Below are 25736 nucleotides of genomic sequence, written 5' to 3'. Positions count from 1 at the left end.
CCTTCCGAACGCTTGGGAGGATGGCCTCTATTATTGCGCGTCGACATGCTGCTGCGGACGCCATTTGGCGAGGCGGTTCTCGATGATCGTCATGATGTATTCGGCGACAAGCGTCACCACCATGACAAGCAAGATCGCGGCGAACATGCCGGCCGCATCGAAGGTCCCCTTGGCGATCGAGATGAGCTGGCCGATGCCGAAGCGGGCGCCGACGAACTCGCCGACGATCGCACCGATGATCGCAAAGCCAAACGACACGTGAAGGCTGGCGAAGATCCAGCTCATAGCCGAGGGGATAACGACGGTGCGCGTCACCTGCCAGTCGGAGGCGCCGAGAATGCGAGCATTCGCGATCATGTTCCGGTCTGCTTCGCGCACGCCCTGGAAGGCATTAGCGAAGACCACGAAGAACACCATGATGAAGGCGAGCGCCACCTTGGAGGGAAGTCCCAGCCCCATGATCATGATGAAGATTGGGGCGAGGACGACGCGCGGGATCGAGTTGATCGCCTTGATATAAACCGAGAAAATATCCGATAGGAAACGGTTGCGGCCAAGGCCGATGCCGACGAAGACACCGGTGATCGAACCGGCGAAGAAGCCGATCAGCGCTTCTTCCATCGTGACCCAAAGATTGTACCAGAGCGAGCCTTCGGTCGTGCCCTCGGTTGCCCACTCGTAAAGGCGCGCGAGAACGCCGCTCGGGCTGGAGTAGAAGAAGGGATCGATCCACTGCATGTTGGAGGAGAGCTCCCACATGCCGATGACGAAGGCGAGAATGGCGATCTGCCAGAAGCGGACAAGCGCGGTGCGTCGCTTTAGCGCCTTCATCGCGGATGCCTCGATTTCCGCGTCCGAGGTTCCCGGTCGAAACACCGCGGCGGAGCCCGCGACAAAAGTTGTATCAGTCATTGTCCTCTCCCTCAGGCGGCTTCGCTTGCGCGGCGGTAGCTGGTTTCCACCTCTTCGCGCAGGTCGTCCCAGATGGTCTTGCAATAGGCGATGAAGCTCTGCTCGTAGCGGATCTCGGAAACGACACGCGGCCGCGGGAGATCGATCGAGTAGACGGATTTCACCGTCGCCGGGCCTGCCGTCAGCACGTAGACCTTGTCGGCGAGCGCAACGGCTTCCTCGAGGTCGTGGGTGACGAAGATGACCGACGCCTTGCGCTCGGCCCAAAGCTTCAACAGCTCTTCGTGCATGACGGTGCGCGTCTGGACGTCGAGGGCCGAGAACGGCTCGTCCATCAGCAGGATCTCAGGCTCATTAATGAAGGTCTGCGCCAATGAGACGCGCTTTCGCATGCCGCCAGAGAGCTGGTGCGGATAGTGATGCAGAAACTTCGAGAGGCCGACGCGCGCCAGCCAGTCCTTGGCACTCTTTTCGGCTTCTGCCTTCGATTTTCCCCGAAAAAGCGGTCCGGCCATCACATTGTCGATCACGTTCCTCCAAGGGAAGAGCGCATCGGTCTGGAAGGCGAAGCCGACGCGGCGGTCGATGCCGGTGATCGGGCCGCCCATCAGGCGAACCTCTCCGGCGCTCGGACGGGCAAGCCCGGTCACCAGGTTGAGCGTTGTCGATTTGCCGCATCCGGTCGGGCCGACGACGGCAACGAACTCGCCGCGTTCGACGGTCATGTTGAAGTCGCGGAGGGCTGTGAGGGATTTTCCGGTTGGCGACACAAAGCGGCGGCTGACATTGATCAGCTCGACCGCAGGCGTCTTCATGTTTTCCTGCTGCATGGTGATACCTATGCGTGCCTCTACGGGCGTGCACGCAGTGCCCATAGCGCGCTGCGCTCCCGCCAAACGGCGGGAGCCGTCGCGACAGAAGTTACTTCGCGTTTTTGACGAACTCGGTCGTGTAGGTCTTTGAAAGGTCTATTTGCTTGCCCTTCACGTTCTTGGAGAACTCGGACAGCACGGCCAGAACCGTCTTCGGGCCGTCGTCGGGCATCACGCCATCTGGAGTGAACATGCCCTTACCTTCTTCAAGCGCCTTGATGTATCCATCCTTGTCGCCGACGTAGAAATCCTTCGGCATCTTGTCGGCGATCTCGGCCGCCGAATGCGTGTTGATGAACTTTAGCGTCTTCACGAAGGCATTGGCGAGCTTCTGGGTTTCTTCTTTGTGCTCGTTCACCCAGGAGCTTTCGAGATAGAGCGAGGCCGCCGGATAGGTGCCGCCGAGCGCCTGGCGCGTCGCATCTACCGTGCGCATGTCGACGAGAACCTTGGCTTCACCCGTCTTCAGCATACGCGAGATGGTCGGCTCGGTGGTCATGCCTGCCTGGATCTGATCCTGCTGCATGGCGGCGATGAACGTACCGCCGGCGCCAACAGGGACCGTCACGACATCGCCCGGCTGCAGGCCGGCCTTCGATGCCATATAGAGGGTGAGGAAATTGGTTGAGGAACCGAGGCCGGTGACGCCGAGGTTCTTGCCCTTGAAGTCGGCCGGCGACTTGATCTCGGGATGCTTGGTTGAGACGAGCTCCACTTCGCCCGGCGCCTGGCTGAACTGCACGATGGATTCGACGAATTTGCCCTTGGCCTGCAGGTCGACACAGTGGTCGTAGAAGCCGACGACGCCCTGAACGGCGCCTGCCAGAAGCTGGTTTTCGGCATCGACACCGGCAGCTTCGTTCAGAAGCTCGACATCGAGGCCTTCATCCTTGAAATAGCCGAGGTTCTCGGCGAGCTTGGCCGGCAGATAGATCTGCTTTTCATAGCCGCCGACCATGATCGTGATTTTGTCGGCAGCGTGCGTGGCCGAAGCGCCTAACGATGCTGCGGCTGCAATTGCAGAGATAGCAATTCCATTGAACAATTTGCGCGTGAACCGCATAAAAGTCTCCTCCAGGTAAGTTGAGCGCACCGAATTTAGCCACGGACATTGTGTCTCCTCCACGATGCGTGAGCTTTGCGTAGCCCAACGAAGCTTTCAACCGGCTTTCAGGAATGGCCGGCATCTTCAGTTAGAGGTCATTTGCGGGAGAGGGCGATATACTGCCTCAAGGTGAGCGGACGTCCGACGTAGCGGTTTGAACGGCCTCGCTGCCGTCCCACCACTCAAGCGCAACATTCGATGAGGAGTGGTGTCTACTCCGCGGCTTCACGCGTCGGCACTCGTCCCGGGAAAAAGACGTCCACCTCGCTCACGGCTTCCTCGATCCGCTTGCTGAGGTGCTCCGATGCAACAGCATAGTCGAGGAAATCATCATCCGATGCATAGACGGCCGTTGGCAGGGTGTGAGCCATAAAGAACCCGAACAGGGGGCGAAGTTGGTGCTCTACCATCAGCGCATGACGATTGCCGCCGCCTGTTGCGGTGATGAGTATCGGCTTCGACTTCAGCTCATGAGGATCAATGAGGTCGATCAGGTGCTTGAAGAGGCCCGGGTACGAGCCCTTATAAGTCGGCGCGCCGATGATAAGGATATCGGCGGCGACAAGCTCTTGCAGCACATGTTGTGCCTTTTCATCGAGCTGCTTGCGCCAAAGGGCAGAGCCAAGCGAGGGCCCGACATCTATCATGTCGTAGATGGCGATGTCGAAGCCATAGCGGCCGCTCACGAGTTCGGCGACATGCCGGACCAGCGATCGCGTTTTCGAAGGTCGGCTGAAGCTCCCTGCCATCCCGACGATCTTTGGGTTTCCCATGTCTTTCCTCTCAATCCCGTTACAAAACTGCATCTAACTTAACCGGCAATACCGCCAACGATTTCGGCGATATCCCTCGTGCCCGGCTGCCGGCCTTCTAGCGCAAGCCTTGCCGCGGCCTGTTGAAAGGCTGCATTGAGAGGAGCTGCGATGCCGTAGATACGGGCGAGCCTGACAATCTCGCCGTTGAGATAGTCGACCTCACTTGTGGTGCCACGGGTGAAGCTTTGCCAAGTCGATTGTTGGCCGGGCTTGATGCCGCTCTCTGGTGCGACGCGCCAGGAAGAGATGTCGATCTTCCACTCCGAAGGTGCAGCTGGATCATAGCCGGCGGCAATGAGAACAGCGCGTGCCTCTTGCGCCAGGCCGGCTGCGGCCTTTGAGCGGAGCTCGGGAGCGCCTGCGAAAAGCTCGACCGCATTGGTGACGTTGTGTTCCAGCTTGGCTGCCTTCCATCGCCGGATGTCGGGGCGCGCTTCGACAAGATAACCCGCCTTTGCAAGATCCGCGACAATCGACAAAGCCCTGTGGTCGAGCCCTTCGGGGTAGCGTCCCAGGGCGACGATGCCGACATTCGGCTCGCCCCCGACGACGACCTCGCCGGTGACGGTGTAGCGCGCCGGAATACGAATGCTGGCCGCATAAACACGATCGAAACGCCGCAGCGCGATGTCTTCCGCAGCCAGCCCATTTTGCAGCGTCACGAGAGGCAGTTCTGATGCAAAGCCTGCACCCTCGACCTGCCGCCAGGCCCAGAATTCCGTGGCCGACTCGACATCCTGCGCCTTGACCGCAAGGACCAGAATATCATCCGGCTGAAGCGCCGGTGGCGCGGCCGTGTCGGCGGTGTTGAGCCGGAGCACACGGTGTCCGCCCGGCCGGCGATACGAGAGACCGTGAGCGGCGATATGGGCAATCTGGGCGCCGCGCCCAACGAGCACATAGGGGATGCCATGCGTTTCGAACTCGGCCGCGAGGCTCGCGCCGACTGCGCCGGCACCGATGATGATGTAGCGTGTCATGATCAGGCCGTCTTCAATACGGTGAGATTGACCGGAGGAGCCAATGGCGTGTCCTTTTCGCTCTTCCAACGTTCAAAGGCGGCGCGCCCGAGAACGGAAATGGACGTGTCTTCCTGCGGGGCATGGACGAGCACTGACTGAATGTCCCGGAAATGGCGCTCGAGCCCCAGTTCGTTCCCGAGGCCGGGATTGCCGATGCCGCGAACGGCGATCTGCACCGCGTCGCGCAGCTGCCGGCCGGCAAGCAGCCGGGCCCGAATGTGCTTTTCGGCCTCGGCTTGCTTGTCCTTCAGGGCATCGAAAATGATCTGCCGGGCACCGGAGACGAGGAGGTCGATTTCGCCGGAAAGTGTCACGAAGCGTTCCGTGCGGGCAATCGGATGGCCAAGGTTGGTTGGAACGCGCTCGTGAGCAAAGCGGATGAACGCCTCCTGAGCGGCTTCAGCCACCCCAAGATAGAGCGCGGTCAGCGCCAGCGTGATCGCCGCATGGGCGCGGTTGTCCTGCTGTGCAACGGATGGATCGACCAGATCGATGACATTTTCCAGCGGGATTTCCACGTCGGTGTATTCGACATCATGGGAGCCTGAGGCTCGCATGCCAAGGCTCTTCCAGTTTTCGATGACGCGAATGCCCGGGAGCTTGTTTGGAACGACGAATGTTCCCACCCGGGCCGACGTTTCATCGGTGTGCGCCCAGACGAGAAAATGGGTCAGACCGTGTGCGCCTGTGACGAACCGCTTGCGGCCGGTGATCGACCAGCCCGATGCGGCACGGCGGGCAACCGTTGCCGGCAGGCCGCCGCGGGCGGGCGACCCGAGTTCCGGTTCGACACGCGCGGCGTTGAGCAGCAGTGGATGCTGCTTGGCCTGTTTAATCAGGCGTTTGTAGAGGTCCTCGGGCCAATGGCTCTTCGTTGCCTGACCGAGGTGGCTGAAGATCGTCATCGCGCTGATCAGTGCGACCGACGGATCACCCCGTCCGAGGGCTGCAAGGATCGTCGCGGCCTCGTGGAGGCTTGCGCCGGCGCCGCCATATCTCGTCGCGACAGTGCTTTCGAGCAGGCCGCTTTGATGAACCGCACGGATGCCCGTCCAGGGAAAATCCCCCGTCCGGTCCGCCTCGGGAGCTGCGTCCGCAAGCGCGCGCGTCGTGGCGCTCAGCAGGCTTGGATCGAAAGCTGTGTCGCGCGCGATCATCAGGCTGCGGCCTTCTTCTTTGCCTCTTCCCGCTCGCGTATGCCCTCGCGCACCAGCGGCAGGATATAGCGGCCGTAGTCGACGGCATCGTTGAAATTGTCATAGCCGCGGATGGAGATCAGGTCGGCACCGAGATCGATATAGTCGAGGATTGAATCGGCAATCGTCCGCGGTGATCCGACGAGCGCGGTCGTGGCGCCGGAGGCATTGGTCGCCGTGACCGTCGGATACCAGAGGGCGCGATCGTGGACGTCGCCACGCGCGGCGATATCAAGGAGGCGCTGCGATCCGACATTGGCGGGGCGCGGGGCGGATGGCGGCGCGCGATGAAGGCCCCTTTCCCTGTTGTCCTTGAGACGGTCGAGCACTCGGTGGGCCTTCTCCCAGGCCAGTTCGTCGGTTTCCGCGACGATCGGGCGGAACGTCACCCAGATCCGCGGCCGGTCCGTCCTGCCTGCCTTAGCCGCCTCGGCGTAGATGCGTTCGATCTGCTGCCTGGTTTCCGCTAGTGGCTCGCCCCACAGCCCGAAGATGTCGCCGAGCGAGCCCCCGATCCGGTAGGCGGCATCCGACGACCCGCCGACCGAGATGGGGATGGTGCCATTCGTGGGGCGCACTGCGCTGCGGAACTGCTTGAACTGGTAGTATTTGCCATCGAAATCGAAGGGCTCGGTCGAGGTCCATGCGAGGCGCAGGATACGAATATATTCTTCCTGCCGCTCGTAGCGCTGTTCCTTGTTGAGGAAGTCGCCCTCGCGCGCCTGCTCCTCGTCGCTGCCGCCGGCAATGAAGTGGACGACGACACGGCCGCCGCTCAACTGGTCAAGCGTGGCAAGCGATTTGGCAGCAACCGTCGGGTAGACGGTATTAGGCCGCAGCGCGACGATGATCTTGATGTTCTTCGTATGCGCCAGAACGGTAGCGCCAAGGGTAAAGGGGTCAAAGGACGACGACGAGTAGGGGATCAGCGTATAGTTGAAGCCGTAGTCATCGAGGGCGCGCGAATAGCGCTCGAGATAGCGGGGATCGACCGGAGCGTCCGGGATGGGATTGAGGTCGTTCGAGGCGTTGGGAAAGCTGACGCTGATGAATTCCGCGGTCATGGGAGCTCCTCTAATTGTCGATGGTGGTCGAAATTTAGGCGGCAGACAAAGGCTAAGGAAGACAGGTCTTTCTATTTACACTGAAACTATAGAAAATATCTCTAACTGAGGGCGACCGGCGTTTAAAATTCCAGCGGAGGTTTTACCAATCCGGCAACCAGCCAAGGCTCGGGGCGACGGTCCCGGCGAGGTCGGTCAGCAGATGGATATTTTCAGCGAGGCCGAAGGCCGGCGGCAGGAAGAGAACGATCTCGTCGGCCGCTGCCAGCCCGGGATCACTGAGCACTGCTTCGATTACCTGGTCCGGTGTGCCGTGAAAGACCGGCGAGATCTGGCTTCCCGGCGGCTGGTTGGTCCGCGAGTTCGGTTCGAGCGCGCCCTTCGGCCGCGATGCGGCGATGCCCTGGGTACGTCGCTCGAGATCATAGGCTGCATATTTTTCGCGAAGCTCTGGCGTCGTGCCGACCAGGACCGAGGCCGCCACAGCGACAGGCGGCGGCTCGCTTGTCCGCTGCTTTCGCCAGATGGCCCGGAAAGCCTCGATACAACGGGCCTGATAGCTTCCGAAGCTCTCACCCTGGGCGTGATCGTGCTGTACGGTTCCGGCGATCAGCCCGATGCCGAGTTCGGCGGCCTGGATCGCTGACCCGAGGCTGGCGGAACCTTGGCGGATGCGCGAGCGAAGAGTCGGACTGTGCGGCGTTACCCTCAGTTGGCTGCCTTCCACGACAGCCTGGCCGGGCTTTGCGACGGTGTGCAGAACCTCGCCCGAGATCGCGGACAGAAAACGCGCCTGACGGCGCTTGGCTTCCGTCCTGGCGTCGGTTTCGACCGTGCCGAAGACGGCATCGAAGGCTGCGTTCGAGCCGGTCGAGATCGCCAGTTCCAATCTGCCGCCGATCAGGAGGTCGGTCGTGCCTGCGGCTTCCGCCAGCAGAATGGGGTCCTGATAGCGCATCGGAATGACGGCCGAGCCGAGCATGATATGGCTGGTATGCTGACCTGCCGCGGCAAAGAAGGGCAGTGGCGAGGATAGATAGTGGTCGAAATGCCGCTGATAGGCCCAGCCTGACTGGTAGCCCAGACGTTCGGCCGCCTTGAAAAGCTCGATGCCTTCCCACAAGCCATGGGCTGGGCCGGTGTCATCGTTGAACGAGACGCGCGTGTTGAACCCGAGCCGCTTCTTCGGACGGAATGACGCGGACGGTGCCGGGGCGGTGGCGACGGCGGTCATGCGATCTTTTCCTCATTGAAGATCTGCCGCTGCTGCAGGGGCTGGGTTCGCGCAAAACGCGCGGCCCCTGACGGGATCGATTCCAGCAGCGAACGGGTATAGGGCTGGCGGGGCGTGTCGAAGATCTCTCCGACAGTACCGTGCTCGACAATGCTGCCGCGCTGCATGACCGAGACGGTGTGGGCAAACTGGCGCACCAGCGCCAGATCATGCGACACGAAGATATAGGTGAGCCCGAGCTTGACCTGCAGCGACAGCAGCACTTCGACGATATCGGCCTGAACGCTGACGTCGAGCGCCGAGGTAGGCTCGTCAAGCACGATCACATCGGGTTTCAGGACAAGCGACCGGGCAATGGCAACGCGCTGGCGCTGGCCCCCAGACAAGGCGGCGGGCTTGCGGGACAAGAGATGCTCCCCCAGCCCGACATCTGCGAACGCTTTGCGCACCGCGAGTGCCCGCTCCTGATGTGTCCCGATCTTGAAGCGGTCCAGCGGCTCGCGCACGATTTTCTCGACGTTCCAGGTCGGGTCGAGGGATGTGAACGGGTTCTGATAGACAAGCTGCAGGTGCCGCCAGACAGAGCGAAGCTGCTCGGGGGACCGACCGTTCACCTGTTCGCCGCCAACGGCGATCTTTCCGGTGTCGGGTTGCTCCAGGCCGAGCAGAAGCCGGATTGCCGTTGTCTTTCCGGATCCGGACTCCCCGACCAGCGCATGCGTCGTTCCCGCCTGAACGTCAAAGGAGACGTCGTTGACGGCGGTCAGAACCTTGCCGTCGACGGTGAAGTTCTTCGTTACGCCGCTGACCTCGATCTTCGGTGTCTTTTCGCGGTTGGCGCTGAGGTGCCGGAAACCAGGCTCCCGCAATGGCCGGTACCGGTCCGGGTTGAGGGCTGGCACATCGCCATGCAGTTTTCTGGCGTAGGACGAGGAAGGGGCGGAGAATACCGTAGCGGTGTTTCCGGATTCCTGGATGGCGCCGTCCTTGAGAACCACAATGGAATCCGCGCGCTCGGCTGCGATCGCCAGGTCATGGGTGATCAGGAGAAGGCTGATTTTCAGCTCCTCCTGCAGCTTCGACAAAAGGTCGAGAATGCGCTTCTGGATCGTCACATCGAGTGCGGAGGTCGGCTCGTCTGCGACCAGCAGCGACGGCCGCGGCAGAACGGCGAGCCCGATCAGAACGCGCTGGAGCATCCCGCCTGAAAGTTGATGCGGATAGGAGTCGTAGACACGCTGCGGATTGTCGAGCCCGACCTGCGCGAATGTCTCCAGGACAAGTGCCTTGCGAAGCGCCTTGTCCGGTTCGTCAAGAAGTGCGGCAGCTTCCATTGCCTGCGCGCCGACGGTGCGAACCGGGTTCAGGGAGTTGCCCGGATCCTGCGGCACGAAGCCGATCCTGCGTCCCCTGAATGGACGGAAGCGTCGCTCGGGAAGCGCCAGAAGCTCCTGGCCGTCGAATTCGACGCGGCCGGTGGCGTGTCCCGTTGTGGGAAGCAGCCGCAGGACGGCGCGGGCGATGGTCGATTTGCCCGATCCGGATTCGCCGATCAGCGCGAGACTTTTGCCGCGTCCAAGCTCGAAGCCGACATTGGTCACGACCCTGTGGGTGCCATAGGCCACCGACAATCCTTCGGCCCGCAGCAACGGGGACGATGGGCGATTCAAAAACGTGGTCAGTCTGTCTTGCGGAGCCATCGGCTGATCCTGTTTACAGAGAGAACGGTTGCGATCGTGACGAGGGCCGGGGCGTAAACCAGCCAGGGCCATTTGAGGTAATCCTTGCCGATCGAGATCAGCAGGCCCCAATCGGAAGCAGGCGGCGGGTCGCCGTAGCCAAGGAAGGCAAGACTGGCGATCACCAGAATGGAATCGCCGAACTGCAGGACGGCGAGCGGAAGCACCGATCGCGATGCGTTCGGAAGCACGTGGCGCCACAGAATATGCCAGCGCGATCCACCGAGCAGGAAGGACGATTCGACGAATGTCGCCTGCCTCGTCTTGATGACTTCGGAGCGCATCACCCGGGCAAAAAGGGCAACGGCGGAGACGCCTGTTGCGATTGCCGCATTCGTCGTGTCGAAACCGATTGCGGTGACGACGATCACTGCCAGCAGGAATTTGGGGATTGCCAGCAAGACATCGACGAGGCGGGCAAAGACCGTGTCCACCCAGCCGCCGAAGAAGCCGGCCAGCAGTCCGATAATTCCCCCGGCGACAACGCCGATCACGACCGCGATCAGCGCGCTGGCTACCGATGAGGCCGTGCCATAGACGACGCGTGCGTAGAGGTCACGGCCGAGATGATCGGTGCCGAACCAGTGCGCTGCACTTGGGCCGAGCAATTTCTGGGCGGGGGTGCCGTTCACCGGATCGTAGCCGGTGAACAGGCCAGGGGCCAAGGACCAGGCGATCGCCAGAGTGACGATCAGGAACGAGAGGATGACGACCGGCGGCACACGCAGCCCCGTCAGACGGCCGACCAGTGTCGTGGGCGTGGAAGAAAGAGAGGCGAGCGTCATGGGGTCACCGCCTTGGAGATGGGGAGAGAGCTGTCATCAGCGGTCGTGGGGCGACGGTGCTGCGTGCCAAGAAGTTTTACGCGGGGATCGAGCAGCGGATAGGTCAGGTCGGCGATCAAGTTGACGACCACGAAAACCACCGCGGCGAGCGAAACGACCGCCTGTAGAACCGGCAGGTCCTGAGTGCTGACGGACCGCTGCACCAGGCTGCCAAGCCCGTTCCGGCCAAACACCGTCTCGGTGATTAGCGATCCGCCGAGCAACTCGCCAATCGTCAGAGCGACGACGGTGATGACCGGCAGCGATGAAGGCTTCAGCAGGTGCATGACGAAGAGCCGCATCTGACCAAGCCCTCGGCCGCGTGCGACGGCGGCGTAGTCCTGGCCGGACTCATGGTCGAGATTGGCAATCAGGACTTCGGCAATCTGCGCGGAGATCGGAATGCCGAGGGCGATCGCTGCAAAAAGCGTTGCCCAGAAACTGTCGGGCTCGATGACGCGAAAGACGCCAAGCTGGAAACCGAAGAGGTGGATCAGCACCAACCCGATCACGAAGTTCGGAACCGACAGGAACAGCGAGGGGACGCCGCGCAGCAGGCCCTGGCCGAACCGCCTGGGCAGAAATTGTGTGCCGTAAGCGATGATCGCTGCCAAGAAAAGTGCAACCGCGAGGCCCGCCGAGGCAAGCACGAGCGTCGATGGCAGAACCTCGCCGATCAGCGTCGCCACCGGCCTGTTGGTCCGCATGGACAGGCCGAGATCGCCGGTCACGAAGCCGGAAAAGGCGTTCCAGAGCTGCACGGGGATCGGTTTGTCCAGTCCCTGCGCAGCGATGATCTCCTTGATCTCATCCGGCGTGAAGCCGTTCTGCGGGTTGTTCAGGACATTGGTGATCGGGTCGCCGGGCAGGATGCTGACGACGATGAAGGTGAAGACATAAGCCAGCAGGATCACGACGATCGCCTGTACGAGGCGTTTTGCGGCGTAGTTGAGGTAGGCTTTGCTCATGCCGTCACCTTCTTACGTTGCTCGGTTGAATTGCGGGTTATTCGCTTTTCGTGGCCGTGTAGTAGCTGGCATAGGCGACGCCGTTGTAGACCTCGCCCTTGAGCTTGGGCGACTGCACGTAAATGCGCTGGACGATCTGCGTTCGCGGAATGAAATAGCCCTGGTCGAGGACGTATTTCTGCAGCTCGTCGAGAAGCGGCCTGCGAGCCTCGATGGAGCCAGCCCCAGCGATCTTGTCGCGTAGATCGTTGAGGGTCTTGTCGCTCTCGTCGAGCGCAAACCAGTTCTCGCCATTGTTGGCGTTGGTCAGAATGCCGGCGACGGTGCCGGCGTCGATGAAGGAGCGCGTCACCTCATATGCCGGCACTCCCGCGCCGCCATACTTCACCTTCTGGCCGTAAGTGACGACGTCATAGGCGCGGATATCGACCTTCCAGCCGATCTTGCCGAGCTGTTGCGAAATCAGTTCGTCGATCGATTTCGATGTCGCGAGGTAGGGGTTCGAGTTCAGCGTCAGCAACAGCGGCTTGCCATCCTTGACGCGGACGCCGTCTGCTCCCTTCTTCCAGCCTGCCTCGTCGAGAAGCTTCTCCGCCTTTTCAGGATTGTAGGCGAGGAGCGCGCTTTGGTCGGTCGCACCCGGAACGTTGCTCTGGATGAACGACGTCGCAAGCTTCCAGTCGGGCGTATAGACGGTGTCGATGATTTCCTGGCGATTGATGCCTGCCTGAAGTGCCTGGCGGACCTTCACGTCGTCATAGGGGGCAAGCTTGGTGTTAACAGCCCAGCCGTTGACGAAGCCGAGATAGCGGGGCGTGGCCACCGTGAGGCCTTCCGACTTGAGGGACTCGAGTTCCTGAGGCGATGCGTTATAGGCGACGTCGGCCTGGCCGGACTGGACTGCCGCAACGCGCAGCGAAGGTTCCGAGACAAGCTTGTAGGTGATCGTATCGAGATGGGCGGGACCGGTCTGACCCACCGCTGCCGGGCCCCAGTTGTAATCCTTGCGCCTGGCGAGCTTGACGTAGTCGCCTTCCTTCCAGGACTCGACAACATAAGGGCCGCTGCCGGAGGTCTTGCTCAAGTCTGCCTGGCTGCTCGCCGGCGAGGCGATGGTCTTCGGGGAAATGAGGATCGAGCCGTGGTAGCCGAGCGTCGGGATGAAGCCTAGGGTCGGCTTCTTGAAGAAGACCTTCACGGTTGTCGCATCGACAGCTTCGGCATGATCATAGGTCTTGGGAAACAGGCCGATCGGATTGATGCCCTCGCTCTTGCGCCCGGCATACCAGATGTCGAGATTTGCGACGACGGCTGCAGCATCGAGCGCGCTGCCATCAGAGAAGGTCACGCCGCCCTTCAGATGCAGGGTGAATTCAGTCGCATTGTCGTTCTGCTCCCAACGCTCGGCGATCCACGGGCTGACCTTGCCGTCGGCATCGACATAGAGAAGCTTGTCGGTCACATGGCCCCAGATATGGCCCTGAAAGCTGGAGATCGCGCTATTGTTGGGGATCCAGGTGTCGCCGAGTGAGTCGATCAGGAAGACGACGTCTCCGCCATCATGCGCTCCGTCCTCAGCCAATGCCGGGGTTACATTCGCGGTCGCGACCAGCGCGGCAAATGCCAGTGCAGAGGTGGCGGTCAGCAGACGACGCCGGGAAAGAAGAGGGCGAGTAGAACGGTCGTTCATAAAGCGGTCCTGTTTGGTTGCCGGGGCTGATTTGAACAGGAGCCTATGTGAGCGGATCGGTTTGGAGAAAGACTGGTTGTTCTTTTTCTATCAAATTTGTAGATTATTTTATCAGCGCAATCTGAAGCACGAGGATCAGGATTTCCAGTGTCCGTTCGCCCGCTGAGGGTACGGCTCCTGCCGGTCTATTTGTCGATGAACGTCATTCCGTCGAGAATGCGCACGGGCGGCAACTCCCCGACAAAGCGCTCGACATCGACCTTTGTCAGCTGCCCGGTCGAGGCCTGGGCAAGCTGAGACGTACCGGTATCGCGGGTGAGAATATTCGGGTTGCCATGAAGGCACATGGCAATCTCGGCATCCGCATCATCAGGCTCGAACCACGCGCCGGTGGCAAGCTGCATCACGCCAGGTTTTACATCCGTGCTGATCACCGCAGCCGCCAGGCAACTGCCGCGGGCGTTGAACAGCCTGACGATATCCCGGTCCGAAATGCCACGCTCTGCCGCATCTGCAGGGTTGATGCGCACCGGTTCGCGGCCGTCGATCTTGGTGGAGCGGCTGAAGTCGCCATAATCAAGCTGGCTGTGAAGGCGCGAGCGGGGCTGGTTGCAGACGAGATAGAGCGGATAGCGGCTCTCCGCCGCCCTTGTCGTCGGGTTCGGTTCAAACCAGCGCGGATGGCCGCGGCAATCGTCATAGCCAAAGCTCTCGATCGTTTCAGAGAAGATTTCGATCTTGCCCGATGGCGTCGGCAGCGGATTGGCGTCCGGATCAGCCCGGAATGCGCGCGCAGGGCCGCCATCGTCAGGCTTTACCGGGAGCTGCAGTTCGCCCATCTCCCAGAAGGTTTCGAAATCCGGCGCCGGATGACCGCCGGCAGCGAGCGCCGCGCGTGTGGTCTCGAAGAGGAAAGCGAGCCACTCATGGCTCGACCGGTTCTCGGTGAATTCGCCGCGCTTGCCGAGGCGCTCTGCGATATCCGCGAATATCTCGTAGTCGTCGCGTGCCTCGCCGACGGGTTCGATCAGCCTCTTCATCGCGATCATCATCGGATCGCGATCGGCCGCACCAATATCGTCGCGCTCAAGCGTCGTGGTCGCGGGCAGGACGATATCGGCGTGGCGTGCCGAGGACGTCCAGGCCGTTTCATGCACGATGATCGTCTCCGGCGTCTTGAACGCCTGGCGAAGCCTGTTGAGATCCTGATGATGATGGAATGGGTTACCCCCGGCCCAATAGACAAGGCGGATGTCAGGATAGCGCAGAGCCTGGCCATTGTAGTGGAACGGCTCTCCCGGGTTCAGCAGCATGTCGGCGATCCGTGCGACGGGAATGAAATCCGGCACCGGATTGTGGAATTGCTTGAGCGTCGGCAGGGGAACGGCGAGCTGGCTTTTGCCGATGTTGCCAAGCGCGCCGAGCGAATAGGAAAAGCCGCCGCCATCGAGCCCTATCTGGCCGAGCATGGCCGCCAGTACGATCCCCGTCCATACCGGCTGTTCGCCGTAGTCGGCGCGCTGTAGGGAATGGCTGACGGTGATCAGCGTTCGGGCATTTGCCATGCTGCGCGCCAGATCCACGATCGTATCGGCAGCGATACCGCAGATCCCGGCTGCCCATTGCGGGCTCTTCTCGACGCCATCTTCGCGTCCCAGCAGATAAGCCTCGAAGCGTGGATAGCCTGTCGTATAGCGGTCGAGAAATTCCCGGTTATGCCGCCCCTCGCTGACGAGGACGAAGGCGATGGCGAGCATGAGCGCGACATCGGTTCCAGGGGTGACCGGCAGCCAATCCGCATCGAGATCGGTCGCAATATCATCCTTGAGCGGGCTTACGAGGACGAAACGCGCGCCGCGCGCACGGGCACCGCTCAGCGCCGGGCGCACGACATGCCGGCTGATGCCGCCGCCATGGACATCGGTGTTCTTGACCGCCATGCCGCCGAAGGCAACGATCAGTTCGCTGCTGCGCTCGATCGCGTCCCAGGTGACGCTCTTTCGGTCGAGGGTATCGTAAGGACCGAGCACATGCGGAATGATGACCATCGCCGCGCCCGAACTGTAGGTATTGACCGATCTGACATATCCGCCGAGCACGTTGAGGAAGCGGTGGATCTGGCTTTGGGCATGATGAAACCGCCCTGCGCTGGACCAGCCGTACGAGCCGCCGAAGATGGCCTGAGGTCCAGCTTCGCCGTGAACGCGGCGAAGCTCATTGGCGACAAGATCGAGTGCTTCCGGCCAGGTGACCTCGACATAACCGTCACTCCCGCGCTTCCCGGCATTATCGGGCCTGGCTTCAAGCCAGCCGCGCCGGACGGCCGGGCGCCGGATGCGGGCGGGGCTATGGGCGATTGCGGGCAGATTGCCAAGGATGGGAGATGGGTGGGGGTCGGCGGGATGCGGACGGATTTCGAGAGCTTCGCCCTGATGCCGTCCATAGAATGCACCCCAATGAGAGCTGTGGGGTTTGAAGCCGTCCATCGCACCGTCTCCCGCGACAAGGGTGGAAAGATCGACAACATTCACACCGGCAGGATCTTGCCGGGGTTCATGATGCCTTTGGGATCGATGGCGTGCTTCAGCAGGGCCATCAGATCGACGGCGTTTCCGTGTTCCTGACGCAGATAGCCGATCTTGCCGGTGCCGACGCCGTGTTCTCCGGTGGACGTGCCGCCGACGGAGATTGCGTGTTCGACCATCTTCTTGTTGATGGCCGCGACCTCGGCAAGCTCCGCCTCGTTGTCGGGATCTACGGCGAACACCACATGGTAGTTGCCGTCGCCGACATGGCCAAGAATAGCAGCCGGAACACTGCAGTCCTGCAACAGGGCGCGGGTCTTGAGAATACAGCCGCTGAGTTCCGACACCGGAACGCAGACATCGGATGACCAGCCCTTTGCATTCTGTCTCTGCGAGACGACTGCGTAGAAGGCGTTATGGCGAGCCTTCCAGAGGCGATTTCGCTCTTCCGGCGCATTGGCCCATTCGAAATCCCTGCCACCGTGATCCTTGACGATGTCCGCAACCAGCTCGACCTGTTCCCGAACCGAGGCGGGCGATCCGTGGAATTCAAAGGCGAGGGTATCTTCAATCTTGAGCGACAGGCCGGAATAGGCATTTGCGGCAGCAATCAGGCCGCGGTCCATCAGTTCCATCCGCGCGACTGGGATTGCCAGCTGCACGACGGCGATCGCGGCGCTGACCGCCTGCTCCACGCTCCCGAATGAGCAGAGGGCCGCCGAAATGGTTTCCGGAACGCCCTGGAGCCGCAAGGTCACTTCGGTGATGATGCCGAGCGTACCCTCCGAGCCGACGAAGAGGCGGGTGAGGTCATAGCCGGCAGACGTTTTGCGTGCCCGACCGCCGGTGCGAATGACCTGGCCTGTCGGTAGCACGACGGTCATCGACAGCACGTTCTCGCGCATGGTGCCGTAGCGCACGGCGTTGGTGCCCGAAGCCCGCGTCGCCGTCATGCCGCCAATCGAAGCGTTGGCGCCCGGGTCGATCGGGAAGAACAGGCCCTGGTCGCGCAGGTGCGCGTTGAGCTGCTCGCGCGTGACGCCGGCCTGGACGGTGCAGTCGAGATCCTCGGCGCTGACACGAATGATCTGCGACATCTGCGAAAGATCGATCGACACGCCACCGCGCACCGCGGTCAGATGTCCCTCGAGCGAGGTTCCGGCGCCAAAGGCGATGACGGGCACGCCTGCGGCGGCGCAGAGCCGGACGGCATCGGCCACGTCGTCAGTGCTTTGCGCGAATATGACGGCATCCGGAATTGCCGGCGTGTGATGGGATTCGCCGCGGCCATGCTGCTCGCGCAGCGCCTGTGAGATCGAGAAGCGATCACCGAACCTCGCCAGCAATTGGCCCGATAGCTCAACGGACAGGAGGCCCATAGTTCACGTCCCTCTTTCGGGTGTTGACAGTGCCAACCGAAATCGTGCCATGCCATCACGATCAGGCACGGATGCAGATTGACCGTCACCAAGTCTCACCAGGCTGGCGGTCAGACGGCGATCTTCTCGCCGTTCAGGTGGCGCTCAAGGAATGGCAGGCTATCCTGCCCCCAGTAGAGCTCGTCTTCGTAACGAAACGTCGGAAGGCCGAAGACGCCGGTGTTCTTGGCGCTTTCGATGTTGGATCTCCAGATCGATTGGGTGGCCTCGGCCTGGGCGCATTCTTCCAGCTTTGTCCCGTCGATCCCTACCGAGTTGGCGATTGCCTGGCGCACCTCGCTCCGGCCGATATCCGCCGCGTCCGTCCAGAATGCCGTCTGCAGCGCGCGCGTGAGCCCGAGCCAGTCCAAGCCGTCCTCGATGGCCGCGATGACCATGAAGCCGGCGGGCGTCGGATCGGACAGGGCAGCGCGATTTTCGAAGTTCAACGTCTTGCCGCGCAGGACTGCCCAGCGCTTCAGGTCCTTGGTCCAGTAGGCGCGCCGGGCTTCCGGCCTGTTGCGCGAATAAATGCCGCCGTTGTCTTCGATCAGAGAGATGACGTGCGGCCGGATCACGGCACCATGCCTGGAGGCCATTTCTGAAAAGGCATCAAGGCCGATGAAAGCCCACGGCGAGCCGAGACCGAAGAAGTAATCAATAACCTTTGCCATGTTCCGCCTGTTCATGACCTCGTTGAAGGACGCGCCGCGTCGAATACGAAAAGCGCGCAGTCCCTGGCGGTCAACACAGCCTGGGGATCGCGCCCGACGGCAACTGTCGCCAGGGCGCCCTCGTAAAGAAGGGAAAGATGAGCGGCCTGCTGAGCGGTCCCGGCACCCGACCTTTCCATCAGCGCACGAAACATCTGGCTGACGGCCGCCTTGTGGGTGCGCGCGACGGTAACAACGCGTTCTGAATCGCCGTGCTCGGCCACTGCCAGAGCGAACGCGCACCCACGAAACTCGGGGCTGTCCGCTTTCTCATGCAGCCGCTCGAAGATGAGATTGAGCTGATCCCGCGGGCTTGGGACCTCGTTCAGAACCTCTTCCAGCGAACGGATAACCCGCTCGTGACGGTCCTGAAGATAGGCCGCGACAAGATGATCCTTGGAGGGGAAATGCCGATAGAGCGTTGCCTTGGCGACGTTGGTTTCTTCGATTATGCGGTCGATGCCGACAGCGCGGATGCCTTCGCGATAGAAGAGGGCGCCGGCAGACGCGAGGATGTGATCTGAAATGGAAGCTTTCATCGAACTGCTTGCGGAGCCTTCTCGAAACAGCGCGCCCTAACATGCGAGTGCGGCGAGAGAGATTTCTATGCGGGCAAACCCTTGAGAGAAAGACAGGTCATTCCGTTTGGATGCGTGGTTGGGAATATTTTTGCGCCGACGCATGTAGAAAAGTCTTTGGACCTGCGACCGTGGACCTGTATGCCGGACCCGCGCTGCCGGGGTAAACATCGCTATCACCGAAATCGATCGGCCAAACGCCTAAGCAGCCATGTATTCCCCGGCTTCGGCAATTGTAGGCGGACTTCTCGAAAGCTGGATCAACGGTTCGCATCCGTTTAAGGCGTGCAACGCCTCTATCGGCTTTCTGTAGCCGCGGGCCCTAGACTTTCCCCGTCTCGACGAGCAGCGCCTGTAAGCGCTTCCGACGCCGCCACTCGTCCTCGGAGAGGACGTCGGCGTTCGACGGGCGGCAGCCGTCCAACGCTGTTCGCCGCCCGAAAGAGCTCGACTACCAAAACCCCCACCCGATCGAAAGCATCCGCCATCAGCTCATCGCATTTCCGGAAACGGTCTGGGTGATTTCTGTTACGAGGCGATGGGTTTGTTCCGACCGCGCCATTGCAACGCGTACTTCGATCACGTTCATTCTCCGGCCTTCATTGTGAAACTGCCGACAAAGCGACGGAGATGACAACTTGGGCGAAAGAATAAATGCGTCGCCGGCCGCGATTTCAGAAAACCACTCAGTCCTGCTGTCGGAAAGGAGTTTCTCTCACGCTGCTCGGTCGTTCTCCGAGAGATACGCAACATACTGGATGGAGGCAACTGGACGGTAGGCGCGATCTGGCCGCCCTTTCTAAAAAATCTCGGGAGAGGTGCTACGCCCGACCATACATCCTGCTCGCCCGCAGCAGTCGCTGCGAATAGGGATGCTCGACTGCACCTCGGCGCAAGGCCTCGATATCGACCTCCTCGACGATCTCGCCGGCTTTCATGATGGCGACGCGGCTGCACATGTGGGAGACGACGGCAAGATCGTGGCTGACCAGCAGATAGGTAAGGCCGCGCTCGGTACGCAGATCCTGCAGGAGATTAAGGATTTCGGCCTGCACCGACACATCGAGCGCCGACGTCGGTTCGTCCAAAAGCAGAACGTCCGGGTTGAGCATCAATGCTCGGGCGATCGCGACGCGCTGGCGCTGCCCGCCGGAGAGCTGATGCGGAAACCTGTAGCTCAGCGCCGGATCGAGCCCGACCGATCTCAGCACCGCGTTGATATCGACGGAGTTCGCAGCCAGTCCCTGGTTGCGCAGCGGTTCCTTCAGCTGCGAACGGATGGTCTTGCGCGGGTGAAGCGATCCATAGGGGTCCTGGAACACCATCTGCACCCGGCGAAAGAAGGGTCGGCTGCGTTGCCGGTCCAGCGTCTCGCCCTGGAGCTCGATGCGACCGTCATAATTGGCGTTGAGGCCGGAGAGAGCTCTAAGGACCGTGGACTTTCCGCAGCCGGACTCGCCGACCAGACCGAACGCCGTTCCCTTTTTGATGGCGAGGTTTACGTCTCTGACAACCGGCCTTTGGCCGTGTGCGAAACGGATGGTGAGGTTGTCGATCCTGATCATCGCGGCCGCTCCAGTGCGAGGTCGTCAAGCCAGGCGGGATCCCGCTTCAGGATCGGCAGTCGGGCAGGCGGATCCTCGATCGTCGGCAGGGATGCCAGCAACCCTTGCGTATAAGGGTGTCTGGCCTTGTCGAGATCGCGCGCCTCGAGCACTTCCACGACGCGGCCGGCATACATGATGAGGACGCGGTCGCAGAAATGCCTGATGAGATTGAGGTCGTGACTGATGAAGATCAGGCCGAGATTGCGGCGGGCAACAAGTTCGTCGAGCAGAGCCAGAATCTCCAGCCTGACTGTGACATCGAGCGCCGAGGTCGGCTCGTCGGCGATCAGCACTTCGGGTTCGGCAATCAGCATCATGGCGATCATCACGCGCTGGCCCATCCCACCCGATATCTCGTGCGGATAGAGGCGGGCCACGCGCTCTGGATCGTGGATCTGGACGGCTTCGAGCATGTCGAGCGCTTGGCTATCGGTTTTTGCCTTGCTCACCTTTGGATGATGGAAGCGGTAGGTTTCGGCAATCTGTTCGCCGATCCGCATGACCGGATTGAGCGAATATTTTGGGTCCTGCAGGATCAGGCCGATCCGCCGCCCCCTGACGGTCATCATCGTCCGTTCGTCTGCCTTCATGAGGTCGACGTCGCGAAAGCGCATCCGTTCGGCGCTGACCTTTGCTGTCGGGGGCAGCAGCTTCATGATCGCGCGACCAACGGTGGATTTTCCCGATCCGGATTCACCGACGATGCCAAGTTTTTCCTGTCCTAGCTGAAAGCTGACGCCGCGCACGGCCCGTACTTGACCACTGCCGAAAGCGATTTCGAGGTTTTGAATGTCGATCAGGGTGTCAGTCATTCCGAACCTCTGGGATCAAGTACATCACGAAGCGCATCGCCGACGAGGTTGAAGGCCAGGCTGACCAGCGCGATGGCAACGCCGGGTGCTGCGATCACCCACGGACTGTCGAGCATGAACTCGCGGCCGCTGGCGGCCATGGAGCCCCATTCCGGCCAGGGCGGCTGTGCGCCGAGGCCGAGGAAGCCGAGGCCGGCGGCAGTGATGATGATACCGGCCATGTTCAGGGTAACGCGGACGATCACCGAGGGAATGCACATCGGCAGGATGTGGCGGGTAATGATCGCAATCGATGTCGCGCCCTGCAGGCGCACGGCGGCGATATAATCTGCCTTGCGAAGGCTGAGCGTCTCGGCGCGCGCCAGGCGGGCGATCGGCGGCCAGGCCGTCAGCGAGATTGCGATGATCGCGTTGGTAATGCCAGGCCCGAGGGCTGCGGCAAAACCCAGTGCCAGCACCAGCCCTGGGAAGGAGAGGAAGATATCGGTGATGCGCATCAGGATTTCGTCGACGATGCCGCCGAAATAGCCGGAGAACGTGCCGATCAGCAGTCCGACCGGTGCGACGATGATCGTGACGAGCATGATGATGTAGAGCGTCGTGCGGGCGCCGTAGATCACTCGCGCAAAGACGTCGCGACCGAAATTATCGGTGCCGAGAACATGGGTTGCCGAGGGGGGAGCAAGCCGCCCCGCCATGTCCTGCACGATCGGATCGTAGCTGGTGAGCAGAGGGGCAGCCAGAGCGACCACGATCAAGAGCACGATGATGACGAGGCCGGCCAAGCCTAGCGGGTGCAGGCTGAATTTCAGCCATCCCTGATGGATCTGCTGCGTCGACGACTGAAACCAGCCCTGAGGCTCCGGTGCAAGCAGCCATTTGCGAAAGCCGCCGGCGTCGGCGCTGTTTGCGTCTTCGGTGGAGATCGTCATGGCGTCACCGTGTTCTCGGATCAAGAATGCGATAGAGGAAGTCCGACAGGATGTTGATGATCAGGAAGACGGCGCCGATCGTCAGCACCGACCCCATGACGACGTTCATGTCGTTCATCTGCAGCCCGCGGGTGAGGTACTGGCCGAGCCCAGGCCAGCCGAAAACCGTCTCGATCAGCACCGCCCCTTCGAGCAGCCCGCCGAAGGTCAGCGCCAGAATCGTCAGGAGCTGCACGCGGATATTCCTGAAAGCATGGCGCCAGACGACCTTGCGGGTGCCAAGCCCTTTTGCCCGGGCGGTGATGATGTATTCCTGGCTCAGCTGCTCCAGCATGAAGCTTCGCGACATGCGGCTGATATAGGCGACGGAATAATAGCCGAGGATCGCCGCCGGCAAGATGATGTGGCCGAGCGCGTTATAAAACACGTCCCATTGGCCCTGGATTGCCGCGTCGATCAGAAGAAAGCCGGTTATCGGCGTGACGAGGCCCTCGTAGAAGACGTCGATCCGGCCCGATGCGCCGACCAGCTTCAGCTTCGCATAGAAGACGAAGAGCGCCATCAGCCCGGTCCAGAAGATCGGGATGGAATGGCCGGCAAGCGCAACGATCCGGGCGATATGATCGATGATCGTTCCGCGCCTGACCGCAGCCGTGATCCCCAGGGGAATGCCGATAATGGCGCCGATGATCATGGCGATGATGGCAAGCTCGATGGTCGCGGGAAAGATCGTCATGAGATCGGTGAGGATCGGCTGACCTGTTGTCGCCGACATGCCGAGATCGCCGGTGGCGATCTTCCCGACATAGGCGAGGAACTGCATCCAGATCGGTTCTCCGAGCCCCAGCTCGTTATAGACGCGGTCGTAAACCTCCTTGCTGACCTCCGCCCCGGTGATGGCGAGCACCGGGTCGGCGGGAAGCAGGCGGCCCATCGAGAAGGTCAGGAAGAGCAGGCCGAGCAGCGTGGTCACGACAGCTACACCACGCCCCGCCAGGCGCCGCAGCAAGCCCATCAACGGATGCGGGGCCGCATTAGCGAACCCGCCCGCCTGAGAACGGCCGCTGCTCTCCTGCTTCGATGTCAGATCGGCGCTCGCCACGCGCTCTACTCCTTCGTCACGTCATGCCAACGCGTCGACCAGGTCGTGTGCCCGTGATAGTTCTTGACGTTGGCGCGCATGACATAGGGGTCGGTTCGCTGGAAGAAGATGACGAGCGGCGAGGCCATGCCGGCATAGATGCCGTCCATCTTCTTGAAGATGTCGGTGCGCTTTTCCGTGTCGCGCTCCTTCATCGATTGGTCGATGAGCGTGTTGAGCTCGTCCACCTTCATGCCCGTGCGCCAGAGATAATAGCTGCCGAGGCGCGCCTCGTCGCTGTTGTCGGGGTTGTAGGCATATTGAGTGGCGACGGCGAAGGGATCGGGCAGCCGGGCGCCGGAATTGCCGAGCAGCACTTCGAATTTGCGCTCGCGGAAGGCGGGCGTGAATTCGCCGGGCACGAGATCGAGATCGAGACCGGCAGCCCGCGCGCTTGCCTGCAACGCTTCCGCAAAGGGCAGGGTCGCCGCACCCGACGGATTGAGGACCTTCTTCAGCCCGTTGGGATATCCGGCCTCTGCCAGCAGCTGTTTGGCCTTGACGGGATCGTAATCGTAGTGGGCCGCAGCCTCCCCGGGAGCGCCGATCATGCCGCGCGGGACCATCGACTGCCAGGGAAAACCGGTATAGCGCATGATGTTGCCGGAGATCGCCTTCCAGTCGAAGGCGTGCTGGAAGGCTTCACGCACCTTCGGCTTCTGCAGATCGGGGTCTTTCTGGTTGAGGGCGATATAGTAGAATCCGAGCCCCGGAACGTTGTCGATGACCATTTCCTTGTTGGTGGCGAGCGCATCGAGATCGCCGCTTGCCACATACTGGCCGACATCGACGTCGCCTGCTTCGAGCTGAAGTCTGAGATTGCCGGATTCAGGGATATGGCGGGCAACGACGCGAGCCATGGCAGGTTTGCCGCCCCAATATTTCGGTTGCGCATTGAAGATCGCCACGTCGTTCGGCCGCCACTGCGCGAGGCTGAACGGGCCGCTGCCGGCGGAATTGGCTGAAAGCCAGGCGCCGCCGAAATCGCCGTTCGCCTCATGCGAGAGCACCGTCTTCTTGTCGACGATGCCGAGCGACGAGCCGGCGAGCGAATAGAGCACCAGATCCGTGTTGACCGCCTGCGGCAGCTCGATCTCCAGCGTATGTTCGTCCTTGGCCCGCACGAGCTTCTCGACATTCTCGGGCTTAAAGCCCCAGAGCGCCACGTCAGTTGAGCCGACCTGACCCATCTTGATGACGCGCTGGATCGACCAGGCCGCATCCTCGGCGGTGACCTTGTTGCCGCTCTGGAAGATGGCGTCGTCGCGCAAGGTCAGCGTGATGATCTTGCCGTCTTCGGAGACGCTCCACTGCGTCGCAAGCATCGGCTTCAGGGTCTTCAGATCGTCCGGCGACAGCTGCACGAGGTTATCGTAGAGATTCGAGATCAGCTCGGAGACCGTGCGGGCATTGTTCTGAGCCGGGTCGAGTGTGCGGATACCGGTGAGATTGGTGCCGATGACCAGCATGTTCGGCGGCGATGCCGCGAGGGTGGGCTGCGCCGTCATCAGGGCGCCTGTCATTGCGATCGTCGTCAATAGCTGCTTGAGCATCTCAAGACCTCCCAATCCTGTTGCTTGCGGGGAATGATGTTTTGACTTAGCCGGCTGCCTTGATGTTCTGCCGGTCCGTTTCAATGTCGCCTTCGGCCTCCCAGCCATGGAGCAGCCGATGGAGTTCCTCGCGGTCATGCTCGTCGAGGCGCGGCAATCCCGGCACGCGCACGGGGCCGACATCAAGGCCGGAATAGGTGACGGCCTCTTTCACGACGGTCACGTTCGCGCCGTTGCGGAATTTGGTCCGCATCCGCTCGAAGGGTTCGAGCCTGTTGACGATGGCTCTCGCCGCGGCGAAATCGCCTTTCTCGAGCGCGTCGTGGACGGCAAGCGAGAGCTTCGGCGCGACGTTGACGAGGCCCGAGGTGAAGCCGCGCGCGCCGGCTGCGGTGAATGTCGGCGCCCAGCTTTCCGCCAGGCCGCAGACGAACAGCGCGCCGGCCGGATCGGCCGCGGGAATCGCTCGCGACAGCAGCATCAGGTCTGTTGTGGCGAACTTGATGCCGGCAATGTTGCCGTGATTGGCCAGCCGAACGATGTCGGCAACGGTGAAACCCTCGGCCCTGACATAGGCGATGAGCGGCAGGGCGGACGCATCGGCGAGATTGCAGAAATAGTCGATCTGAGCCGAAGGTGCTGCGAAAGGATCGACGGGCTGATGCGACATGACGGCCGAGGCGCCGATCGCGGCCGCATCCCTGGCCATGCCGATCGCCTCGCGCAGCGACCGGCCGATCGCTGCCGTCACCGGCGCCCTGCCATCGACACCTGATACCGCCGCCTCATGGACGAGCCGGATCTCCTGCGGCGTCAGGGCATAGAATTCCCCGGTATTGCCGGCGGCGACGATGTTGTGAATGCCTGCAGCCGCCACCCGTGCATAGACCTTCGCCGTGATCCCAGGCTCGACTTCGCCTTTTCCGTCATAGGCCGTGACGGGAACGCCCGACACGCCGGTGAGCGCCTTGCGCATGATCGCGATGCTCATTGTTCTCCCCCGTTCGCTTTTCTTC

General features: G+C 61.7%; 22 protein-coding genes. All 22 read right to left on the bottom strand.

The genetic code is table 11. The features are described from left to right. Nucleotides 1-30: 30 nt before the first annotated feature. The 22 genes from EFD55_RS22855 to EFD55_RS22750 all read right to left on the bottom strand — a co-directional run bounded on the left by EFD55_RS22855 (nucleotide 31) and on the right by EFD55_RS22750 (nucleotide 25711). The gene (locus EFD55_RS22855; protein WP_125847659.1) at nucleotides 31-912 is read right to left on the bottom strand and encodes an ABC transporter permease; all 882 of its coding nucleotides are present in this window, start codon (nucleotides 910-912) and stop codon (nucleotides 31-33) included. An 11-nt stretch (nucleotides 913-923) separates the two neighbouring features. Beyond that, nucleotides 924-1742: an ABC transporter ATP-binding protein gene (locus EFD55_RS22850; RefSeq protein ID WP_125847657.1), complete on the bottom strand. Its 819-nt coding sequence runs from the start codon at nucleotides 1740-1742 to the stop codon at nucleotides 924-926. Between the two features lie 91 nt (nucleotides 1743-1833). Continuing rightward, nucleotides 1834-2847, bottom strand: a complete 1014-nt coding sequence (locus EFD55_RS22845; protein ID WP_125847655.1) for an ABC transporter substrate-binding protein — start codon at nucleotides 2845-2847, stop codon at nucleotides 1834-1836. 254 nt (nucleotides 2848-3101) lie between these two features. Further along, nucleotides 3102-3662 carry an FMN reductase gene (gene msuE, locus EFD55_RS22840; RefSeq protein ID WP_125847653.1) on the bottom strand — a complete coding sequence of 187 codons (561 nt, stop codon included), beginning with the start codon at nucleotides 3660-3662 and terminating at the stop codon, nucleotides 3102-3104. A gap of 38 nt (nucleotides 3663-3700) precedes the next feature. Next, nucleotides 3701-4684, bottom strand: a complete 984-nt coding sequence (locus tag EFD55_RS22835) for a ketopantoate reductase family protein (protein ID WP_125847651.1) — start codon at nucleotides 4682-4684, stop codon at nucleotides 3701-3703. A 2-nt stretch (nucleotides 4685-4686) separates the two neighbouring features. Continuing rightward, nucleotides 4687-5883, bottom strand: a complete 1197-nt coding sequence (locus tag EFD55_RS22830) for an acyl-CoA dehydrogenase family protein (RefSeq protein WP_125847649.1) — start codon at nucleotides 5881-5883, stop codon at nucleotides 4687-4689. Continuing rightward, nucleotides 5883-6986 (bottom strand): LLM class flavin-dependent oxidoreductase, encoded by a 1104-nt coding sequence (locus EFD55_RS22825; protein ID WP_125847647.1) that lies wholly within the window; start codon nucleotides 6984-6986, stop codon nucleotides 5883-5885. The genes EFD55_RS22830 and EFD55_RS22825 overlap by 1 nt, the downstream gene beginning before the upstream one ends. A gap of 142 nt (nucleotides 6987-7128) precedes the next feature. After that, a complete protein-coding gene (locus EFD55_RS22820) occupies nucleotides 7129-8220 on the bottom strand; it encodes an LLM class flavin-dependent oxidoreductase (protein ID WP_125847645.1) in 1092 nt (363 codons plus the stop codon). Beyond that, complete coding sequence (locus tag EFD55_RS22815; RefSeq protein ID WP_125847643.1) at nucleotides 8217-9920, bottom strand: ABC transporter ATP-binding protein; 1704 nt, start codon at nucleotides 9918-9920, stop codon at nucleotides 8217-8219. Before EFD55_RS22815 ends, EFD55_RS22820 begins: the two co-directional genes overlap by 4 nt. Continuing rightward, nucleotides 9899-10744, bottom strand: coding sequence for an ABC transporter permease (locus EFD55_RS22810; protein WP_125847641.1), 846 nt, complete (start codon nucleotides 10742-10744; stop codon nucleotides 9899-9901). The genes EFD55_RS22815 and EFD55_RS22810 overlap by 22 nt, the downstream gene beginning before the upstream one ends. Continuing rightward, entirely contained in the window at nucleotides 10741-11751 is a 1011-nt protein-coding gene (locus EFD55_RS22805; protein ID WP_125847639.1) for an ABC transporter permease, read from the bottom strand. Before EFD55_RS22805 ends, EFD55_RS22810 begins: the two co-directional genes overlap by 4 nt. Before the next feature lie 37 nt (nucleotides 11752-11788). After that, nucleotides 11789-13441 carry an ABC transporter substrate-binding protein gene (locus tag EFD55_RS22800; RefSeq protein ID WP_125847637.1) on the bottom strand — a complete coding sequence of 551 codons (1653 nt, stop codon included), beginning with the start codon at nucleotides 13439-13441 and terminating at the stop codon, nucleotides 11789-11791. 185 nt (nucleotides 13442-13626) lie between these two features. After that, on the bottom strand, nucleotides 13627-15927 hold the full coding sequence (locus tag EFD55_RS22795) for a molybdopterin guanine dinucleotide-containing S/N-oxide reductase (RefSeq protein ID WP_125847634.1): 2301 nt from the start codon (nucleotides 15925-15927) through the stop codon (nucleotides 13627-13629). Nucleotides 15928-15968: 41 nt separating this feature from the next. After that, nucleotides 15969-17345, bottom strand: coding sequence for an FAD-binding oxidoreductase (locus EFD55_RS22790; protein WP_125847632.1), 1377 nt, complete (start codon nucleotides 17343-17345; stop codon nucleotides 15969-15971). Between the two features lie 110 nt (nucleotides 17346-17455). Then, entirely contained in the window at nucleotides 17456-18058 is a 603-nt protein-coding gene (locus tag EFD55_RS22785; RefSeq protein ID WP_125847630.1) for a 2-hydroxychromene-2-carboxylate isomerase, read from the bottom strand. 11 nt (nucleotides 18059-18069) lie between these two features. Further along, on the bottom strand, nucleotides 18070-18636 hold the full coding sequence (locus EFD55_RS22780) for a TetR/AcrR family transcriptional regulator (RefSeq protein ID WP_125847628.1): 567 nt from the start codon (nucleotides 18634-18636) through the stop codon (nucleotides 18070-18072). Nucleotides 18637-19496: 860 nt separating this feature from the next. Further along, nucleotides 19497-20240: an ABC transporter ATP-binding protein gene (locus EFD55_RS22775; RefSeq protein ID WP_125847626.1), complete on the bottom strand. Its 744-nt coding sequence runs from the start codon at nucleotides 20238-20240 to the stop codon at nucleotides 19497-19499. Next, nucleotides 20237-21094: an ABC transporter ATP-binding protein gene (locus EFD55_RS22770; RefSeq protein WP_125847624.1), complete on the bottom strand. Its 858-nt coding sequence runs from the start codon at nucleotides 21092-21094 to the stop codon at nucleotides 20237-20239. Before EFD55_RS22770 ends, EFD55_RS22775 begins: the two co-directional genes overlap by 4 nt. Next, nucleotides 21091-22026, bottom strand: coding sequence for an ABC transporter permease (locus tag EFD55_RS22765; protein ID WP_125847622.1), 936 nt, complete (start codon nucleotides 22024-22026; stop codon nucleotides 21091-21093). The genes EFD55_RS22770 and EFD55_RS22765 overlap by 4 nt, the downstream gene beginning before the upstream one ends. 4 nt (nucleotides 22027-22030) lie before the next feature. Beyond that, nucleotides 22031-23128 carry an ABC transporter permease gene (locus tag EFD55_RS22760; protein ID WP_125847620.1) on the bottom strand — a complete coding sequence of 366 codons (1098 nt, stop codon included), beginning with the start codon at nucleotides 23126-23128 and terminating at the stop codon, nucleotides 22031-22033. Nucleotides 23129-23133: 5 nt separating this feature from the next. Beyond that, nucleotides 23134-24720, bottom strand: coding sequence for an ABC transporter substrate-binding protein (locus tag EFD55_RS22755; protein ID WP_125847618.1), 1587 nt, complete (start codon nucleotides 24718-24720; stop codon nucleotides 23134-23136). Between the two features lie 46 nt (nucleotides 24721-24766). Continuing rightward, entirely contained in the window at nucleotides 24767-25711 is a 945-nt protein-coding gene (locus EFD55_RS22750) for a dihydrodipicolinate synthase family protein (RefSeq protein WP_125847616.1), read from the bottom strand. Nucleotides 25712-25736: the final 25 nt, after the last annotated feature.

The organism is Rhizobium pisi, assembly GCF_003938655.1.
GTDB lineage: Bacteria > Pseudomonadota > Alphaproteobacteria > Rhizobiales > Rhizobiaceae > Rhizobium > Rhizobium pisi.
The sequence above is the reverse complement of the archived record's forward strand: the minus strand, read 5'-3'. Positions and strand labels throughout refer to the sequence as shown.